Annotated in this window: 15 protein-coding genes; 1 reads left to right on the plus strand and 14 read right to left on the minus strand. The window is 62.0% G+C overall.

Annotation, left to right across the window (positions count from 1 at the left end; all coding sequences use genetic code 11):
* Positions 1-8 precede the first annotated feature (8 nt).
* The 12 genes from MC269_RS09560 to MC269_RS09615 form a co-directional block, all read right to left on the minus strand.
* On the minus strand, positions 9-989 hold the full coding sequence (locus tag MC269_RS09560; RefSeq protein WP_239952224.1) for a 6-phosphofructokinase: 981 nt from the start codon (positions 987-989) through the stop codon (positions 9-11).
* A 464-nt stretch (positions 990-1,453) separates the two neighbouring features.
* Entirely contained in the window at positions 1,454-2,038 is a 585-nt protein-coding gene (locus tag MC269_RS09565) for a YceI family protein (RefSeq protein WP_239952225.1), read from the minus strand.
* Positions 2,039-2,154: 116 nt separating this feature from the next.
* The gene (gene pqqF / locus MC269_RS09570) at positions 2,155-4,449 is read right to left on the minus strand and encodes a pyrroloquinoline quinone biosynthesis protein PqqF (RefSeq protein WP_239952226.1); all 2,295 of its coding nucleotides are present in this window, start codon (positions 4,447-4,449) and stop codon (positions 2,155-2,157) included.
* 1 nt (position 4,450) lies between these two features.
* The gene (gene pqqE, locus MC269_RS09575; RefSeq protein WP_081137528.1) at positions 4,451-5,593 is read right to left on the minus strand and encodes a pyrroloquinoline quinone biosynthesis protein PqqE; all 1,143 of its coding nucleotides are present in this window, start codon (positions 5,591-5,593) and stop codon (positions 4,451-4,453) included.
* Complete coding sequence (pqqD, locus tag MC269_RS09580; RefSeq protein ID WP_081137715.1) at positions 5,580-5,858, minus strand: pyrroloquinoline quinone biosynthesis peptide chaperone PqqD; 279 nt, start codon at positions 5,856-5,858, stop codon at positions 5,580-5,582. Before pqqD ends, pqqE begins: the two co-directional genes overlap by 14 nt.
* 4 nt (positions 5,859-5,862) lie before the next feature.
* Positions 5,863-6,618 (minus strand): pyrroloquinoline-quinone synthase PqqC, encoded by a 756-nt coding sequence (gene pqqC, locus MC269_RS09585; protein WP_239952227.1) that lies wholly within the window; start codon positions 6,616-6,618, stop codon positions 5,863-5,865.
* Between the two features lie 3 nt (positions 6,619-6,621).
* On the minus strand, positions 6,622-7,539 hold the full coding sequence (gene pqqB / locus MC269_RS09590; protein ID WP_239952228.1) for a pyrroloquinoline quinone biosynthesis protein PqqB: 918 nt from the start codon (positions 7,537-7,539) through the stop codon (positions 6,622-6,624).
* Between the two features lie 53 nt (positions 7,540-7,592).
* A complete protein-coding gene (pqqA, locus tag MC269_RS09595) occupies positions 7,593-7,664 on the minus strand; it encodes a pyrroloquinoline quinone precursor peptide PqqA (RefSeq protein WP_010617686.1) in 72 nt (23 codons plus the stop codon).
* Positions 7,665-7,812: 148 nt separating this feature from the next.
* Positions 7,813-8,832: a dipeptidase gene (locus tag MC269_RS09600; RefSeq protein WP_239952229.1), complete on the minus strand. Its 1,020-nt coding sequence runs from the start codon at positions 8,830-8,832 to the stop codon at positions 7,813-7,815.
* 84 nt (positions 8,833-8,916) lie between these two features.
* Complete coding sequence (locus tag MC269_RS09605; protein ID WP_239952230.1) at positions 8,917-9,693, minus strand: hypothetical protein; 777 nt, start codon at positions 9,691-9,693, stop codon at positions 8,917-8,919.
* Positions 9,694-9,702: 9 nt separating this feature from the next.
* Positions 9,703-9,906 carry a hypothetical protein gene (locus MC269_RS09610; RefSeq protein ID WP_239952231.1) on the minus strand — a complete coding sequence of 68 codons (204 nt, stop codon included), beginning with the start codon at positions 9,904-9,906 and terminating at the stop codon, positions 9,703-9,705.
* A gap of 112 nt (positions 9,907-10,018) precedes the next feature.
* On the minus strand, positions 10,019-10,951 hold the full coding sequence (locus MC269_RS09615) for an ABC transporter substrate-binding protein (protein WP_239952232.1): 933 nt from the start codon (positions 10,949-10,951) through the stop codon (positions 10,019-10,021).
* Positions 10,952-11,136: 185 nt separating this feature from the next.
* Here MC269_RS09615 and leuA point away from each other — a divergent pair, with 185 nt between their 5' ends.
* Positions 11,137-12,819 (plus strand): 2-isopropylmalate synthase, encoded by a 1,683-nt coding sequence (leuA, locus tag MC269_RS09620; RefSeq protein ID WP_239952233.1) that lies wholly within the window; start codon positions 11,137-11,139, stop codon positions 12,817-12,819.
* Here the strand turns inward: leuA and MC269_RS09625 are convergent.
* Positions 12,770-13,552 carry a helix-turn-helix transcriptional regulator gene (locus tag MC269_RS09625; protein WP_081137511.1) on the minus strand — a complete coding sequence of 261 codons (783 nt, stop codon included), beginning with the start codon at positions 13,550-13,552 and terminating at the stop codon, positions 12,770-12,772. The two genes, leuA and MC269_RS09625, sit on opposite strands and share 50 nt — an antisense overlap.
* A gap of 3 nt (positions 13,553-13,555) precedes the next feature.
* Positions 13,556-14,419: an NAD(P)-dependent oxidoreductase gene (locus tag MC269_RS09630; protein WP_239952234.1), complete on the minus strand. Its 864-nt coding sequence runs from the start codon at positions 14,417-14,419 to the stop codon at positions 13,556-13,558.
* Between the last annotated feature and the right edge of the window lie 169 nt (positions 14,420-14,588).

Raw genomic sequence — 14,588 nt, forward strand, 5'->3', positions numbered from 1 at the left:
CTCTCTCCTCAGACGATATTCAGTTGTTTCGCGAGTTTGTAATAGTGCCCTTCGGTATCGACAAGACGTTTTTTCATGCTGATTAAATCAATCGGAATCGGTTTATTGCTGCCGTTAATAATGACCGCTTTATTCCGCATGCCCGACTGAATACAACGCACCACTTCCGCCGCCATAATGGCGCCCTGATAGATCTCTTCGCAGGTGGGATCGCCGTTACGCAGGCCGTATCCAATAATGGTTTTACGAATACGCACGCCGGTCAGCGGCTCCAGCTGCCTGATAAGCGTGTCGATAGCGCCCTGGAAGCCCGGCGAATATTCGCGCGTATAGCCCTCGGAGCAGAGGATCACCACGCTGTTCTGCACCTCCAGCCGCGCCCGGATGCGGTCGGCCAGCTGCGTCACCGGGATCTGGCTCTCCGGGATCAGCGCGAAGTCGGCGTTGCTTTTGATCGCCGACTGCAGCGTCAGCTCGCCGCAAAAGCCGCCCAGCAGCTCTGCCATAAAGACGCGTCCCGGCAGCGCGCGCCCGGTGTTACGCAGCTTCGCCACCTCTTTCAGCACCTGTTCGCAGGCGGTGGAGAAGCCGATGGTGTAGTCGCTGCCGAACACGTCATTGTCGATGGTCATGCCGACGCCGAAACAGTTAACGCCAAATTCGCTCAGAATATGCAGAAATTGCAGCGAGCCATCGCCGCCCGCCAGTATTAATATCTCTACGCGCAGCGCCTTAAGCTGTCGGGCAATGCGCTCATAGTCGCTGTGCGCTAATTTTTTTTCAGTTCTGCCGGACTGCATCAGCGGAATCGATGCCACGGAATAGTCTATTAACTCGCGCCAGCCTATCTCCTGATGCCGATTTTCCAGCAGGCCGGGAATGCCGCCGTTAAATAACACCATCTCCGCCTGCGCCAGTCGCGCCACCTGAAAGATAAAATTATTAATCCCGGCGACATCGCCGCCGCTTATCACTATGCCAATGCGCATTCTGCCCCCTCACTGAGGTCATCCGGTCTGAGGCTATTGTTCCGACGCAGGGGCTTTAAATTTGCAACGAATATCACAAATCAGGGAGAGATTACGCATGGCGCAAGATTGACACGGCCTTTGAAAGACCAATATTTGAGAGGATCATCACAATATAAAATCATGCTAAAAAGGCTTTTTTTGATGAATATTCATCTGGTTGGATAAAAATAAGCTTGCTTATTTTCGTCTGAGGTGGGGAGGTGACTTCGCCTTAACAACGATCGTGCGGATTTGTGATTCTCGCCTCATTTTTAACGGGCGCAGGCTTATTTAACGCGCCGTTTTTATTTCAGGTGTGATGATTTACTGTGCAACAGGTTGTCAGCGTTAACCGGTTTTAGCGCCAGCAGTTAAAAGAGATATATCGAGGATAAGGATGGGGAAAACCTCTCTCTCCAGCGTCAGAGAGAGAGGCAAAAAACTTATTTTGCGTAGGCTTCGGTGGAAATAGTCAGCGTTACGTCGTCGCCGACGGCAGGAACATATTTATCCAGTTTGAAGTCAGAACGCTTGATGGTGCCGGTGGCATCAAAGCCAATCGCCTGCTTCTTCACCATCGGGTGCTCGCCCTGCTTGTTCAGCGTGGCGTGCAGGGTAACCGGTTTGGTGATGCCTTTCAGCGTCAGGTTGCCCTCTACGTCAAATTTGTTGTCGCCCTTCGCGACCACTTTGGTGCTGTGGAAGGTGGCGGTCGGGTATTTCGCGGTATCGAAATACTCAGCGCCTTTAAACTCTTTGGTCAGCGCCGGGACATGGCTGTCGATCTGGCTGACAGGCAGCGTGACGTCAACGCGCGAGGCGGTGGAATTTTCGCTGTCGAATACCAGTGTGCCTTTGCTGTCAGGAATATCCGCGGTGGGATGGGAAAAGCCAAAGTGGGTCCAGGTGACGATGACCGAGGTATGCTCTGGGTTAAGGTCGTAGTGCTGAGCAGCCGCCTGTGACAGCGGGGCGTAGAGTGCAGAAGCGGCCAGCAGCGGCAGCGCAAGACGTTTAAAATTTTTCACTTTAGGTTCCTTTTAAAACAGCCGAATCCTTTTGAGTGTCTCTGAAACCCCGGCGCAGATATAGTGAAGAGTTTTGGTCTTAATTTTCAAATAAATTCAGCAATATCCTGGCGTGACTATTGCGTTTCGACGCAACGCGTTTCCAGTGCCACCGCGCCGGGCCATTCGAGAACCAGCTGCGCCTGCGCCTGACGCAGCGCCTGCGGCGTGAGCGCATCCACTGACGCCTGGTCCAGATCGCGCAGGCCGCGCGCCTGGCGCAGCGCACTCTGTAACTTATCCACCCTGGACGACACGGCCGTTAGCTGGGCGCAGAGGCGCGATTGCAGGGTCGCCAGCCTCTCTGCCTCCTCCGTGATGACGAACTGCTGCAAAAAGGTTTCGCACTGCGCCCGCAGCGCATCGGTCGCCACATCCGGCGACTGCAGGGCAAACAGAATGCCGTCGCGGTCGGCGCAGCGCTGATAGCGGCAGCTGACCACATAACCAATCTGCTGCTCGACGCGCATGCGCTGAAAAAAGCGCGGCTCCATCAGCAGCGCCAGCGCGCGCAGCGCGGCCAGCGAGACCTCAGGCGGCGCAGGCAAAAACAGCAGCAGCGCACCCTCGCGGCTGTGATGGGCGACAGTCAGACGCCGGCCGGCTGCAGGCGCCGGGCATGGATCCTCAGCCTCGCCAGCCAGCGGCGCCAGCCACTGCGCGATAAGCGCCTGCTGCCCGGGCGAACCGCCATAGAGCGCCGCGCGCCAGCTGCCGGTGGCAGAGCGTGCGGCAACCGCCTGCGGCAGCCGGCGCAGCAGCTCGCGGATCGCCACATCGTCCGGCGGCGGCTCCGCAGGCGGGCTGCCGTCCAGACGCAGCGCGTCCGGCAGCGACGCCAGCCAGCCTTCGCTGCCTGCCGGCAGCTGCGCCTCAAGCTGCCAGACGCCCTGCGCCTCGCGCCAGCTGCCCGCGCCACCCTGATGACGCAGCAGCGCGAACAGCGGCCGCAGGCGGCGGTCGATTGCGGCGGCGTCCGCAGGGCTCACCGCAGTGAAAAAAGGCGGGCGCAGCAGCAGCGTCGCGGGCGCGTCCCCTGCCAGCGAGATCAGCGGCGCGCGCTCGGCGGGCGGCGTCGGCTCAGCGTGCCGGTGCGCCAGCGGATGGAAACGCAGCGGCGGTAGCGCCCCGTGAAAGTGGCCCGGCGTCCAGGGTTGCAGCTGCAGGCTGAAGCCCTGCGTCTCTGTCGCCTCGCCCTGCACGCTGGCAGCGCTCCACAGCCGCGCCTGCGGCGCCTGGGCTAACTGCCGCAGCAGCGCGCTAAAATGCGTCGTCTGCGCGGGCGGCGCGAAGCCGAACGCCCGTTCGCGCAGCTGATCGAGCGGCGTGAGCGCGGCGAAGCGCTGCTGCGCCAGTTGCAAATAGTGCGCGCGCTGTGCAGATGAGGTGTGCGCCAGCGCGCGCAGCGCATGGGCAAGCCAGGCGCAGACCGCGTCGGGCTGCTCGGTGTCGAACTGCAACGCCAGCCAGCTGCCCGTCGCGTCAAGGCTGAGCCAGCTGAACGTCAGCTGCTGCGCCCACGCCTGCTGGCGCAGGCTATGCATCGCGCCGTCTGGCGCCTCATCCTGCAAAAACTCGCGCAATAAGGTGACGTTGTCACGAACGTCAGGCGTGAAATCGTGCAGGTAAAAGGAGATCCCTAGCGCGCCAGGGCTGTGGGTCGTCAGCGCGATATCCGCCTGCGCGAGAAAACGAATCTCCTCTGCCCGCGGTGTCGCTCTGCCCGACGGCAGCCGCCCGGCAAAATCGTGCGCCAGCTGTTCCAGCGCCGCCAGCGACTGCGGCCCCTGCAGCAGGAGCTGCGTCTCGCCGGCGACAAAGAAACGCTGATGAAACTGATGCAGCGCCTCTTTAAGCGCTGGCATATCGTCGCCAAACGCCTCGCGGCTGCCGATGTGGAAACGCTGAAAAGCGGACGGCGCGCTGACGCGCGTATAAAGCGCGGCTTCGCGACGCGATGGCGTGTGCTGCTGGATCAGCCGGTATTCAGCGTCGATCACCGCTGCTTCCTGGGCGATCGCCTCGAACGGGAACTGCGGCGCGGCCAGCATATCCGCCAGCCGCGCCGCGCCCTCAGCCAGCAGCGCAGGCTCCACTTCGAAAAACCAGGCGCTGCTGCGCGGCAGCGTGGTGGCGTTGAGCCGCCCGCCGGCGGCCTGCACCCAGGGCATCAGCCGTTCGTCGCCCTGAAAGCGGGCGCTGTCGCTGAACAGCAGGTGCTCCAGCAGGTGCGCCAGCCCAGGCCAGCGGTCAGGCTCGTCATGGCTACCCACCGCCACCTGCGCCAGCGCGGCGGCCTGCTGTGCGTCGGGCTGATGGATCAGCGTAACGCGCAGGCCGTTATGCAGCCGCAGCTGACGCGTCTCGACCATGTTAAAAGGTCCGGGTTTTGTAGATCAGCTGGGAGTTGGTGCGGTTGCGGAACTGCAGCTGGCCGATTTTCACGTCGCTGCACGCCGCCTCGCGTCTCGCCTCAAGGATCACCTCGTGATGCGGCGACTTGCTGCACACCGGATCGGTGTTATCGGCGTTGCCGGTCAGCATAAAGGCCTGACAGCGACAGCCGCCAAAGTCCTTCTCTTTCTCGTCGCACGAGCGGCAGGGTTCCGGCATCCAGTCGAAGCCGCGATAGCGGTTAAAGCCGAAGGAGCGATACCAGATATCCTCCAGCGGCTGCTCCAGCACCGACGGGAATTGCACCGGCAGCTGGCGCGCGCTGTGGCACGGTAGCGCGGTGCCCTCCGGCGTCACGCTGAGGAAGATCGCGCCCCAGCCGCCCATGCAGGGCTTGGGACGCTCTTCATAGTAGTCCGGCGTCACAAACAGCAGATTGGTCAGGTTGCCGCTGGTGCTCATGCGCTCGCGGTAGCGGCTGACCACCGCCTCCGCCTGCGCAATCTGCTCGCGCGTCGGCAGCAGGCCCTGGCGGTTGAGCTGCGCCCAGCCGTAGAACTGGCAGGTGGCCAGCTCGACATCGTCCGCTTCCAGCTCGATGCAGAGGTCGATAATCTTGTCGATCTGATCGATATTGTGACGGTGTAACACGAAGTTCAGCACCATCGGATAGCCGTGCTTCTTCACCGCGCGCGCCATCTCCAGCTTCTGCTGGAAGGCTTTTTTCGAGCCAGCCAGCGCAGCGTTCAGCGTCTCGTCGCTCGCCTGGAAGCTGATCTGGATATGGTCCAGGCCCGCGTCGGCGAAGGCGTCGAGCTTCTTCTCGGTCAGGCCGATGCCAGAGGTGATCAGGTTGGTGTAGAAGCCGAGATCGCGCGCGGCGCGGATCAGCTCCGGCAGATCTTTGCGCGTCAGGGGTTCGCCGCCCGAGAAGCCGAGCTGAACGCTGCCCATGGCGCGCGCCTGACGGAATACCTCAATCCACTGCTCCGTGGTCAGCTCTTTCTCCTGCTGCGCGAAGTCGAGCGGGTTTGAGCAGTAGGGGCACTGCAGCGGGCAGCGATAGGTCAGCTCCGCCAGCAGCCAGAGCGGCGGATTGACGGCGGGTTTATTCTGGGTCACGAAACATTATCCACTTTTGTTCATACGCCGCGCGCAGAAACTCTTTAACGTCTTCGCCGACGCCGCCCGCTTCCGGGAAGCGCGCGTCGAGGATGGCGATAATGGCTGCCACGCTCGCCTTGCCGTCTACCTGTTCGAGGATGGCGGCGGCGGTTTCATTCAGCTTCGCCATGCCTTCCGGATAGAGCACCACGTGGCTCTCCTGCGCGGCTTCCCACTGCATGCGATAGCCGCGGCGAAAGGCGGGAATAGCGTGTTCATTCATCATGTTATACCAGTCGTGTGGTGTGCCAGGCCGCCTTGTTGGTGACCGTATGGTAAGGCGGGCGCTGCAGCGCGTAGGCCATGGTCATGGCGTCGAGCATCGTCCAGAGAATATCGAGCTTAAACTGCAGGATCTCCAGCATGCGGTTCTGCTTCTCGACCGTGTTGCAGAATTCCAGCGCCAGCGCCAGGCCGTGCTCGACGTCGCGGTTCGCCTGGCTCAGGCGGCTACGGAAGTAAAAGTAGCCCTCTTCCTTGATCCAGGGATAGTGCTGCGGCCAGCTGTCGAGGCGCGACTGGTGGATCTGCGGCGCGAAGAGTTCGGTCAGCGAGCTGCAGGCCGCCTCCTGCCAGTTGGCGCGGCGCGCGAAGTTGACATAGGCGTCGACGGCAAAGCGCACGCCCGGCAGCACATGCTGCTCTGACAGCAGCGCCTCGCGCGTCAGCCCCACCGCTTCGCCCAGCTGCAGCCAGGCCTCGATGCCGCCGTCGTGACCGTTGCTGCCGTCGTGATCGAGAATGCGCTGCACCCACTTGCGGCGCGTAGCAGGATCCGGGCAGTTCGCCATGATCGCCGCGTCTTTCAGCGGAATGCTGGTCTGGTAGTAGAAACGGTTCGCGACCCAGCCCTGGATCTGCTCGCGCGTCGCCTCGCCGCTGTGCATCGCGATATGGTAAGGATGATGAATATGGTAGTACGCGCCTTTATCGCGCAGCGCCTGTTCAAACGCCTGTGGCGTCAGCGTCTCGGTGATCTGCATCACTCACTCCTGGAGATGAATCGCCATGCCGTCCCAGCTCACTTCAATGCCCTGCTGCGTCAGAAACTGACGCTGCGGCGACTGCTCGTTGAGGATCGGATTGGTGTTGTTGATGTGAATAAGGATTTTGCGCTTCGCCGGCAGCGACGCCAGCAGCGCCATCAGCCCTTGCTCTTCGGAAAGCGCCAGATGGCCCATCGCCTTGCCGGTGTTGGTGCCGACGCCGGTCGCCTGCAGCTCGTCATCTTTCCAGACGGTGCCGTCGATCAGCAGGCAGTCCGCCTTCTGCAGCCAGGGCATGATCACCGCGTCCGGCTCGCCGAGGCCCGGCGCATAGAGCAGCGTCTGTTTGCTGGCGAGGTTTTCGATAAACAGCGCCACGTTGTGTCCCGGCAGCGGCCGGTCGCGGTATGGCGAGTAAGGCGGCGCGTTGCTGAGGATCGGGATAGCGGTAAAGCGCAGGTTCGGGCAGACATCGACGCTGAACGGCGTCAGCGGCGCGATGGGACGATGCTGCAGCCCGCCGTTCCAGTGTTTCAGCATGGTGAAAATCGGAAAGCCGCTGGTGAGATCGTCGTGCACTTCCGGCGTGCACCACACCTGATGCGGGCAGCCTTCGCGCAGGCTTAGCAGGCCAGTGGTGTGGTCGATCTGGCTGTCGGTGAGAATAATGGCGCCGATGGCGGTGCCGCGCAGCACGCCCTTTTTTATCAGTTCTGGGGTATGGGCGATCTGCTGGCTGATATCCGGCGAGGCGTTGCATAACACCCAGTTTTCGCCGTCGTCGCTGAGAATAATAGAGGACTGCGTGCGAGCGCTGGCCTGGATAGTGCCGTCACGCACGCCCTGACAGTTGGCGCAGTTACAGTTCCACTGAGGAAAACCGCCGCCAGCGGCGGATCCAAGGACTTTGATGAACATAGGGGAAACCCGGCGTTGAAACAAAATGCCCGCACAGCAGGCGGGCATGAATATTAACGGTTGGAGATGTACAGCGTTACTTCCAGACCGAGACGTAAATCAACAAATTCAGGTTTTTTCCACATAATAGTCTTCCTCTAAGGTGAATGAACAAAGCGATACCCGTCAGGTATCATTACGTAAACAATCCAGTGATTATGCACGCAATTTTGAGCCGGCTGATGGTGCGCTAACCGCGCAGCGAGATCAACCCGCAAATGTTAAGGAAATGAATCAGCCCTGCCAGATTTTCTGCAGCACCCGTTGCCAGTTGCGCCAGGCCAGTTTTTCCAGCCGATCCTGATCATAGCCCGCCTCACGTAATGCGGCGAATAGCCGCGGCAAACCCGCCACGTCTTTTAACGCCTCTGGCGTGGAGATGCCGTCAAAATCAGAGCCAAATCCCACATGATCGTCGCCCATTACCATTATGAGCCGTTCACAATGCTTAACAATTTCGCTTAGCGGCGTGTCGCTGTCGCGTTTGCCGTCGGCGCGCAGGAACGCATTGCCGAAGTTAATGCCCACCATGCCGCCGCTGTCGCGAATAGCGATAAGTTGCGCGTCGGTGAGATTACGCGGCTGGGCGCAGAGCGCATGGGCGTTGGAGTGGGTGGCGACCAGCGGCGACGCGGCGCACGCGGCGGTGTCCCAGAACGCTTTTTCGTTCATATGCGACACGTCGATCAGCATATTCAGCGCGCTGGCCTGCTCAATCAGCGCGAAGCCGGCGTCGGTCAGGCCAGGGCCGCTGTCCGGCGAACCGGGGAAGCCACCGGTAACACCGACGCCGAAGCGGTTAGGCAAATTCCAGAAAGGCCCGATGCTGCGCACGCCGGCATCGTAAAACGCCTGCAGCTGTTCGCCGTGCTCATCCAGCGCGTCGGCGCCCTCAATGTGTGCCACCAGCGCCAGCACGCCCTCATCGCGACAGGCGGCGATTTCGGCGGCGCTGCAGCACAGGCGCGCCCGGCCCTGCGACTGCGCGGCAATCTGCTTCAGGATAGCCAGCTGCTGCCACATAATCTCCAGCGGCTGATAAGGCATGTCGGCATAATGCGGCATTGTCTGGGCGATATAAGCCTGCGGCGGCACAAAAATCGCGAACAGGCCGCCGGCAAAACCGCCCTGCTGCATGCGCGGAAAATCGAGGTGGCCGCGTTCAATGCCGTTAAAGAAGGCGTCGATCGGCGCGTCACGATGGTGCAGCCAGAGATTCAGCAGCAGATCGTTATGGCCATCAAAGGTTAACATCGGGGAAATAAGCGCTTAAATAACTCAACATCGCGCTATGTTACGCGCAGGCGTGACAAACGCCAAACAACAGGGCACGAATGGTCACTCTGACGGGGTCGGCGTGGAAAACTGGTCAAAGATTTTGTAGGTGGCGACGTCAAACAGCGAAACGGCCTCGACCTCTTCCATCGGGATCAGATGACGGAAGTGCTGCAGGTTAAGTGGCTCGGAGTCCAGGGTGATGTTCTGCGCCAGATAGAGTTCATAGTAGCGATGCTGCTCGCAAAAGCGCAGCGTCTCTTTGTCACGATAGCCGCTGATATAGGGGATCAGCGCCAGATGCTGGGTTTGGGTATGTTCGATGCGCGGCGCGGCAACGTAGCCGATATAGACTTTGCGCGACTTCAGCGTGACGAATACCAGTTTCTCTTCATCAATCGCCTGCAGCAGCAGCGACTCCATGCCATCTTCTCTGGCGACTTTTCGGTATTCCGCCATGCTGCTCTGGCTGTCCCTCATCGCCCGGCGCGCCGCGACGCCCGCTCGCCACGCGCGCAGGCAGGCGAGCGCCAGCCCCAGCTCAAAAAAGAGCGGATAGTTCATCAGCGTGGTATCGGTCAGCCAGGAGGTGTAATCCCGCACGGCATAGTCCGGGAAAAAGAGATGGGGAATGGAGAACAGCAGGCTAAGCGCAAACAGCACCACGTAGATCAGCACCACGCCGAAAAAGCCCTGCAGCGCGAATTTGGCGCCGTGCATCGCCACGTAAAAATAGGCGAGCCAGCCGGTGGAGCGCGCCTGACGGGTCCGCGAGGGATAGTGGTTTTCCGTATACCAGTAGCCGCACACCAGCACGACCATAATCACCAGCGGTCCCATCGCGCGTCCTTAACGTTTTTGCGCCAGCTCTTCCATGCGGGCGCGCATCGCTCTGCCGACGTCGGGGTTATTCATGTTCAGCCGGGCAGTGCCGTTGACGTCAAGGATCAGGGTGTCGCGATCGGAATGGCGCAGATCTTCATTGGTTAAGCCGCGCATAAACTGATCGGGTTCGGCGAACCACTTGCCCATCAGGGTTTTTAGCCTGTTCATCTTTACTCCTCACGGTATGCGGTTACGCTCTGGTGAGTATACGCCAGGCGCAGCGAACGTGCTCTGTTCGCTTTCTACGCCTTTTTGCGCCGGCGCGCAACCGCATCCTGCGTTAACCGCCCTGCGCCACCGAGAGTCCGCGATAAAAGGTCGGCTGCACATCGAGCGTTTTCTGGATCAGGCCGTACTTTTGATAGAAGTCGGCGGTCTCCTGCTGCTGCCGCACCGTGTTGTCGTCAATGCTCTGCCAGTGCGACTGGCGGCGCGAAAACGCTTTTTCCGCCGCCTCGGGCGGGAAACCGATGATCTTCGCCAGCGTCTGGGCGTAATCGCTGACGTGGCTGTTGGCCCAGCGATCCGCCGCCGCCAGCCGGTTGACGTAATCCTGCAGCGCGGCGCGTTTTTCGCGGTCATTAAGCGCGGCGTCGGTGGCGGCCAGGAAGCTGTTGCCGGTGGAGAGCCCCACGCCGTTCACCAGCACGCGGCCGGTCTGCGTCACTTCCGCCAGCGCGGTATAGGGATCCCAGGTCGCCCAGGCGTCTACCGAGCCGTTGGTCAGGGCGATGCGGGCGTCGGCAGGCTGCAGAAAGCGCCAGGTAACATCTTTATCGCTCAGGCCCGCCTGCTCCAGGGTTTTCAGCGCCTGAAAATGGCCGATAGAGCCGCGGCCGGTGGCGATGCTTTTTCCCTTGAGGTCGGCGGCGGTTTTAATCGGCGAGTCGGGACGCACCAGCACCGCCAGTCCGGCGGGCACCGATTTGCTGACCGCCACCGCTTTGACCTGCGAACCCGCGGCCAGCGAAAAGAGCAGCGGCGCGTCGCCGATGATGCCGGCGTCCACCGCGCCGGCGTTGAGCGCCTCTGCCAGCGGCGCGGCGGCGGGAAACTCCGCCCACTCAATGCGGTAATCCAGCCCGTCGAGCTGATGCGCCGCCGTCATCTCGGCGCGCATATTGCCCTTTTGATCGGCGATGCGCAGCGTAACGGCCTGCGCGGACGTCGCGCTCGCCAGCGCCAGCGCCATGCCAACAACGTGATATTTCATTCAGCCTCCTCTTCGCGCAAAAAAGCCAGAGTAAACCAGACGTTGAAAAGCGCCGATGCCGATTCCGCATGAGGTTAACCGGACGGCGCATAACGCTGTCGCGTTTGCGCGATCGGTTGTCATTTTTGCGCGCGCCGAGCGGCTGCGCGCCACGGCAGACTGAGCTGACCCAACCAGGAGGTAGTATGTTGACGCAACCCGCAGAGAAGTACCGTGCTTTTCCCGTTCTCGCCCTGCCCGATCGCCAGTGGCCCGATCGCCAGCTGACCAGCGCGCCACGCTGGCTCTCAACCGATTTACGCGACGGCAACCAGGCGCTGGCGGAGCCGATGGACGCCGAACGCAAACTGGCGTTCTGGCAGCTGCTGCTGGCCTGCGGCTTTAAGGAGATCGAGGTCGCCTTTCCCGCCGCGTCGCAGACCGATTTTCAGTTTGTACGCGAGCTGATCGAACAGCGCCGCATTCCCGACGACGTCACCATTCAGGTGCTGACCCAGGCGCGCGACGCGCTGATCGCCCGCACCTTCGAGGCGCTGCAGGGCGCGCCGCGCGCCATCCTGCACCTCTACAACGCGACCGCACCGCTGTTTCGCGAACGGGTGTTCGGCCAGAGCCAGGCGGAGATCGTCGCGCTGGCCTGCGCGGGCGCGCGCCAGATCCGCGCGGGCTGCGAAGCGCGGCCCGAAACGCACTGGACCTTTGAATATTCGCCGGAAACCTTCTGCTTTACCGAGCCGGCGTTCGCGCTGGCGATCTGCGAGGCGGTCGCCGATGTCTGGCAGCCGTGCGCCGAACGCCCGATGATTATCAACCTGCCCGCCACCGTCGAGGTCAACACCCCCAACGTCTACGCCGATCAAATCGAATATTTTTGCCGCCACTTTAGCCGTCGCGATGCCGTCTGCATTAGCGTGCATCCGCATAACGATCGCGGCACCGGCACCGCCTGCGCCGAGCTGGCGCTGCTGGCGGGCGCCGATCGGGTCGAGGGCTGTTTATTCGGCAACGGCGAGCGCACCGGCAACGTCGATATCGTCACGCTGGCGCTCAATCTCTACAGTCAGGGCGTCGCGCCGCGTCTCGACTTCAGCGATATCGCAAAGGTGGTTGAGGTGGTGACCCGCTGCAACCAGCTGCCGGTGCATCCGCGCCATCCCTATGCGGGCGAGCTGGTGTTCACCGCCTTTTCCGGCTCGCATCAGGATGCGATCCGCAAAGGCTTCGCCATCCGCGAGCAGCGCCAGGAAAGCATCTGGCAGATGCCCTATCTGCCGATCGACCCCGCCGATATCGGCTGCAGCTACGAAGCGGTGATCCGCGTTAATAGCCAGTCGGGCAAGAGCGGCGCCGCCTGGCTGCTTGAGCAAAATCACGGGCTGAGGCTGCCGCGCGCGCTGATGCAGGATTTCAGCCAGCGGGTGCAGCAGGAAACGGATCGTCACGGTAAAGAGATGACGCAGCGCGCCGTCTGGCGCTGTTTCTGTCTGCATTACGGCGTCGAGCAGCCGATGCTGAAGCTGCTGGAAGCGGAGAGTCGCAGCGACGGCGACATTACCCGGCTGGAGGCGAGCCTGAGGGTGGACGGCGCCGTGCAGCGTCTGCAGGGCCGCGGCAATGGGCTGCTCTCTGCGGCAACCGATGCGCTGCGGCGCGCGCTGGGGCTTACGCTGACCATTGCGGATTACCACGAGCATACGCTGGGCAAGCGCAGCGACAGCCGTTCGGCCGCCTACGTCTGCTGCCTGAACAACCAGGGCGAGCGCGCCTGGGGCGTCGCCATCGACAGCGATATCGCTCGCGCCTCGCTGCAGGCGTTGCTTAACGCGGCGGCGGCCGCGCTGCCTGCGGAAAATACGCGGCGGGCGTGACGCCCAACAAACGGCGAAACATCGCGCTAAAGGCGCTGGGGCTCTCGTAGCCGAGATCGAGCGCCACGCGCAGTACCGACTCGCCCTGCGCCAGACGCGTCAGGGCGATAGCGAGACGTGCGCGCCGTACCCAGTCGCTGAACTGAAGCCCCGTCTCGCGCAGAAAATGGCGCGCCAGGGTGCGGCCGGAGAGATTCAGCTGCCGCGCCGCGCCCTCCAGCGTCCAGCACTCCCCCGGCGCCTGCTGAATGTCGCGGCACAGGCGCTGCAGGCGAGCGCTCTGCGGCTGCGGCAGATGAAACGGCAGCACGTCCAGGCCGCGCAGCTCATCGAGGATCAGCTCATAGATACGCTCGCTGCGGCTGCCGGGCGCATAGGTTTCCGGCAGCGGCAGCGCGCTGACGATCAGCTCGCGCAGCAGCGGCGATATCTGTACTACCTGACAGCTGGCGGGAAGATCCGCGCGCGCCAGCGGATCGACGAACAGCGTGCGCGCCGCGACGCTGCCGGTGATCTGCAGCGCGTGGCGGGTGAAGGCGGGCAGCCAGACGCCGCGCCCGGGCGGCACCACCCAGCTGCCCTGCTCGATGTCGACGCGCACCACGCCGCTGAGCGTGTGGATCAGCTGCGCGCAGCTGTGGTGATGCCAGGGTTCGCTGTCACCGTGCGCATAGTCGTGCGCATAGGGCACCAGCGGCCGCGCGGTAAAATCGAACGCCAGCCGCGCCGTCACGCCTTACGCCTGCAGAAAGCGATAGATCGACGCCAGATCCTGTTCACCGTAGCCGGCGTCCACCGCCTGCTGCCAGAGTTCGGCGATATTCTCCAGCGCCGGCAGCTTCGCCTCGCCCTTCGCTTCCAGCGCCAGCTTCGCGTCTTTCAGCGCCCACACCAGATGCATCTGCGGCGTGTAATCGTCGCTGGCGATCATGGCGAGCTTCACTTTGGCGTAGGGCGCCGCCAGCGGGCCACCTTCAAGCACCTGCCAGAGATCGTCGGTGCTGAAGCCGAACGACTCCGCCAGTCGCGTGCTCTCGGCGAGGCTCTGCATCAGGCCGATCAGCCAGCTGTTGACCACTAGCTTCATGCGCGACGATTTGCCCGCCTCGCCCAGCCACTGGGTGCCTTTGCCGATGGCGGCGAACACCGCTTCCGCCGCCTGGGCGCGCGTCTGGTCGCCGCTGGCCATCACCAGGATTTGCGCGTTTTCAGCCGGCGCTTTGGTGCCGGAAACCGGCGCATCGATAAACAGCACGTCCGGACGCTCTCCGGCGAACCAGGCGATCAGCGCGTCGGTTTTCTCCACGCCGATGGTGCCCATCTGCGCAAGGGTCGCGCCCTGCTTCAGCGCATCCCTGACCTGATGCAGCGTCTGCTCCGTGGTCTCACCGTCGGCGAGCATGGCAATCACCACGTCGGCGTCGCGCACCGCCTCTTGCGGGCTGTCGCTCAGCGTCAGGCCGGCCGCGACCAGATCCTCGCCGCGCGCGCGGGTGCGGTTCCAGCCATAGACCTTAAAGCCTTTTTTCAGCAGGTTGGCGGCGAAGGCGTGTCCCATCGCGCCTAAACCCAGTACGGCGACTGCGGTTTGTTGACTCATACTCATTCTTCCTGTTGTCCATTCACTAAACAGCTAACACTGAAGGGAAAGTCGGCAAAAAGCCAGCCTGGGAAAACATTTTTTGACGCTGAATTTCGCATAAAACGTCCTTATTATTTACGCTTTTCAAATAATCGTAAAAAACCTTAACATACGCGCACATTGTTCC

Origin of the sequence: Pantoea sp. Z09 (assembly GCF_022394795.1) — a bacterium.
GTDB lineage: Bacteria > Pseudomonadota > Gammaproteobacteria > Enterobacterales > Enterobacteriaceae > Pantoea > Pantoea latae.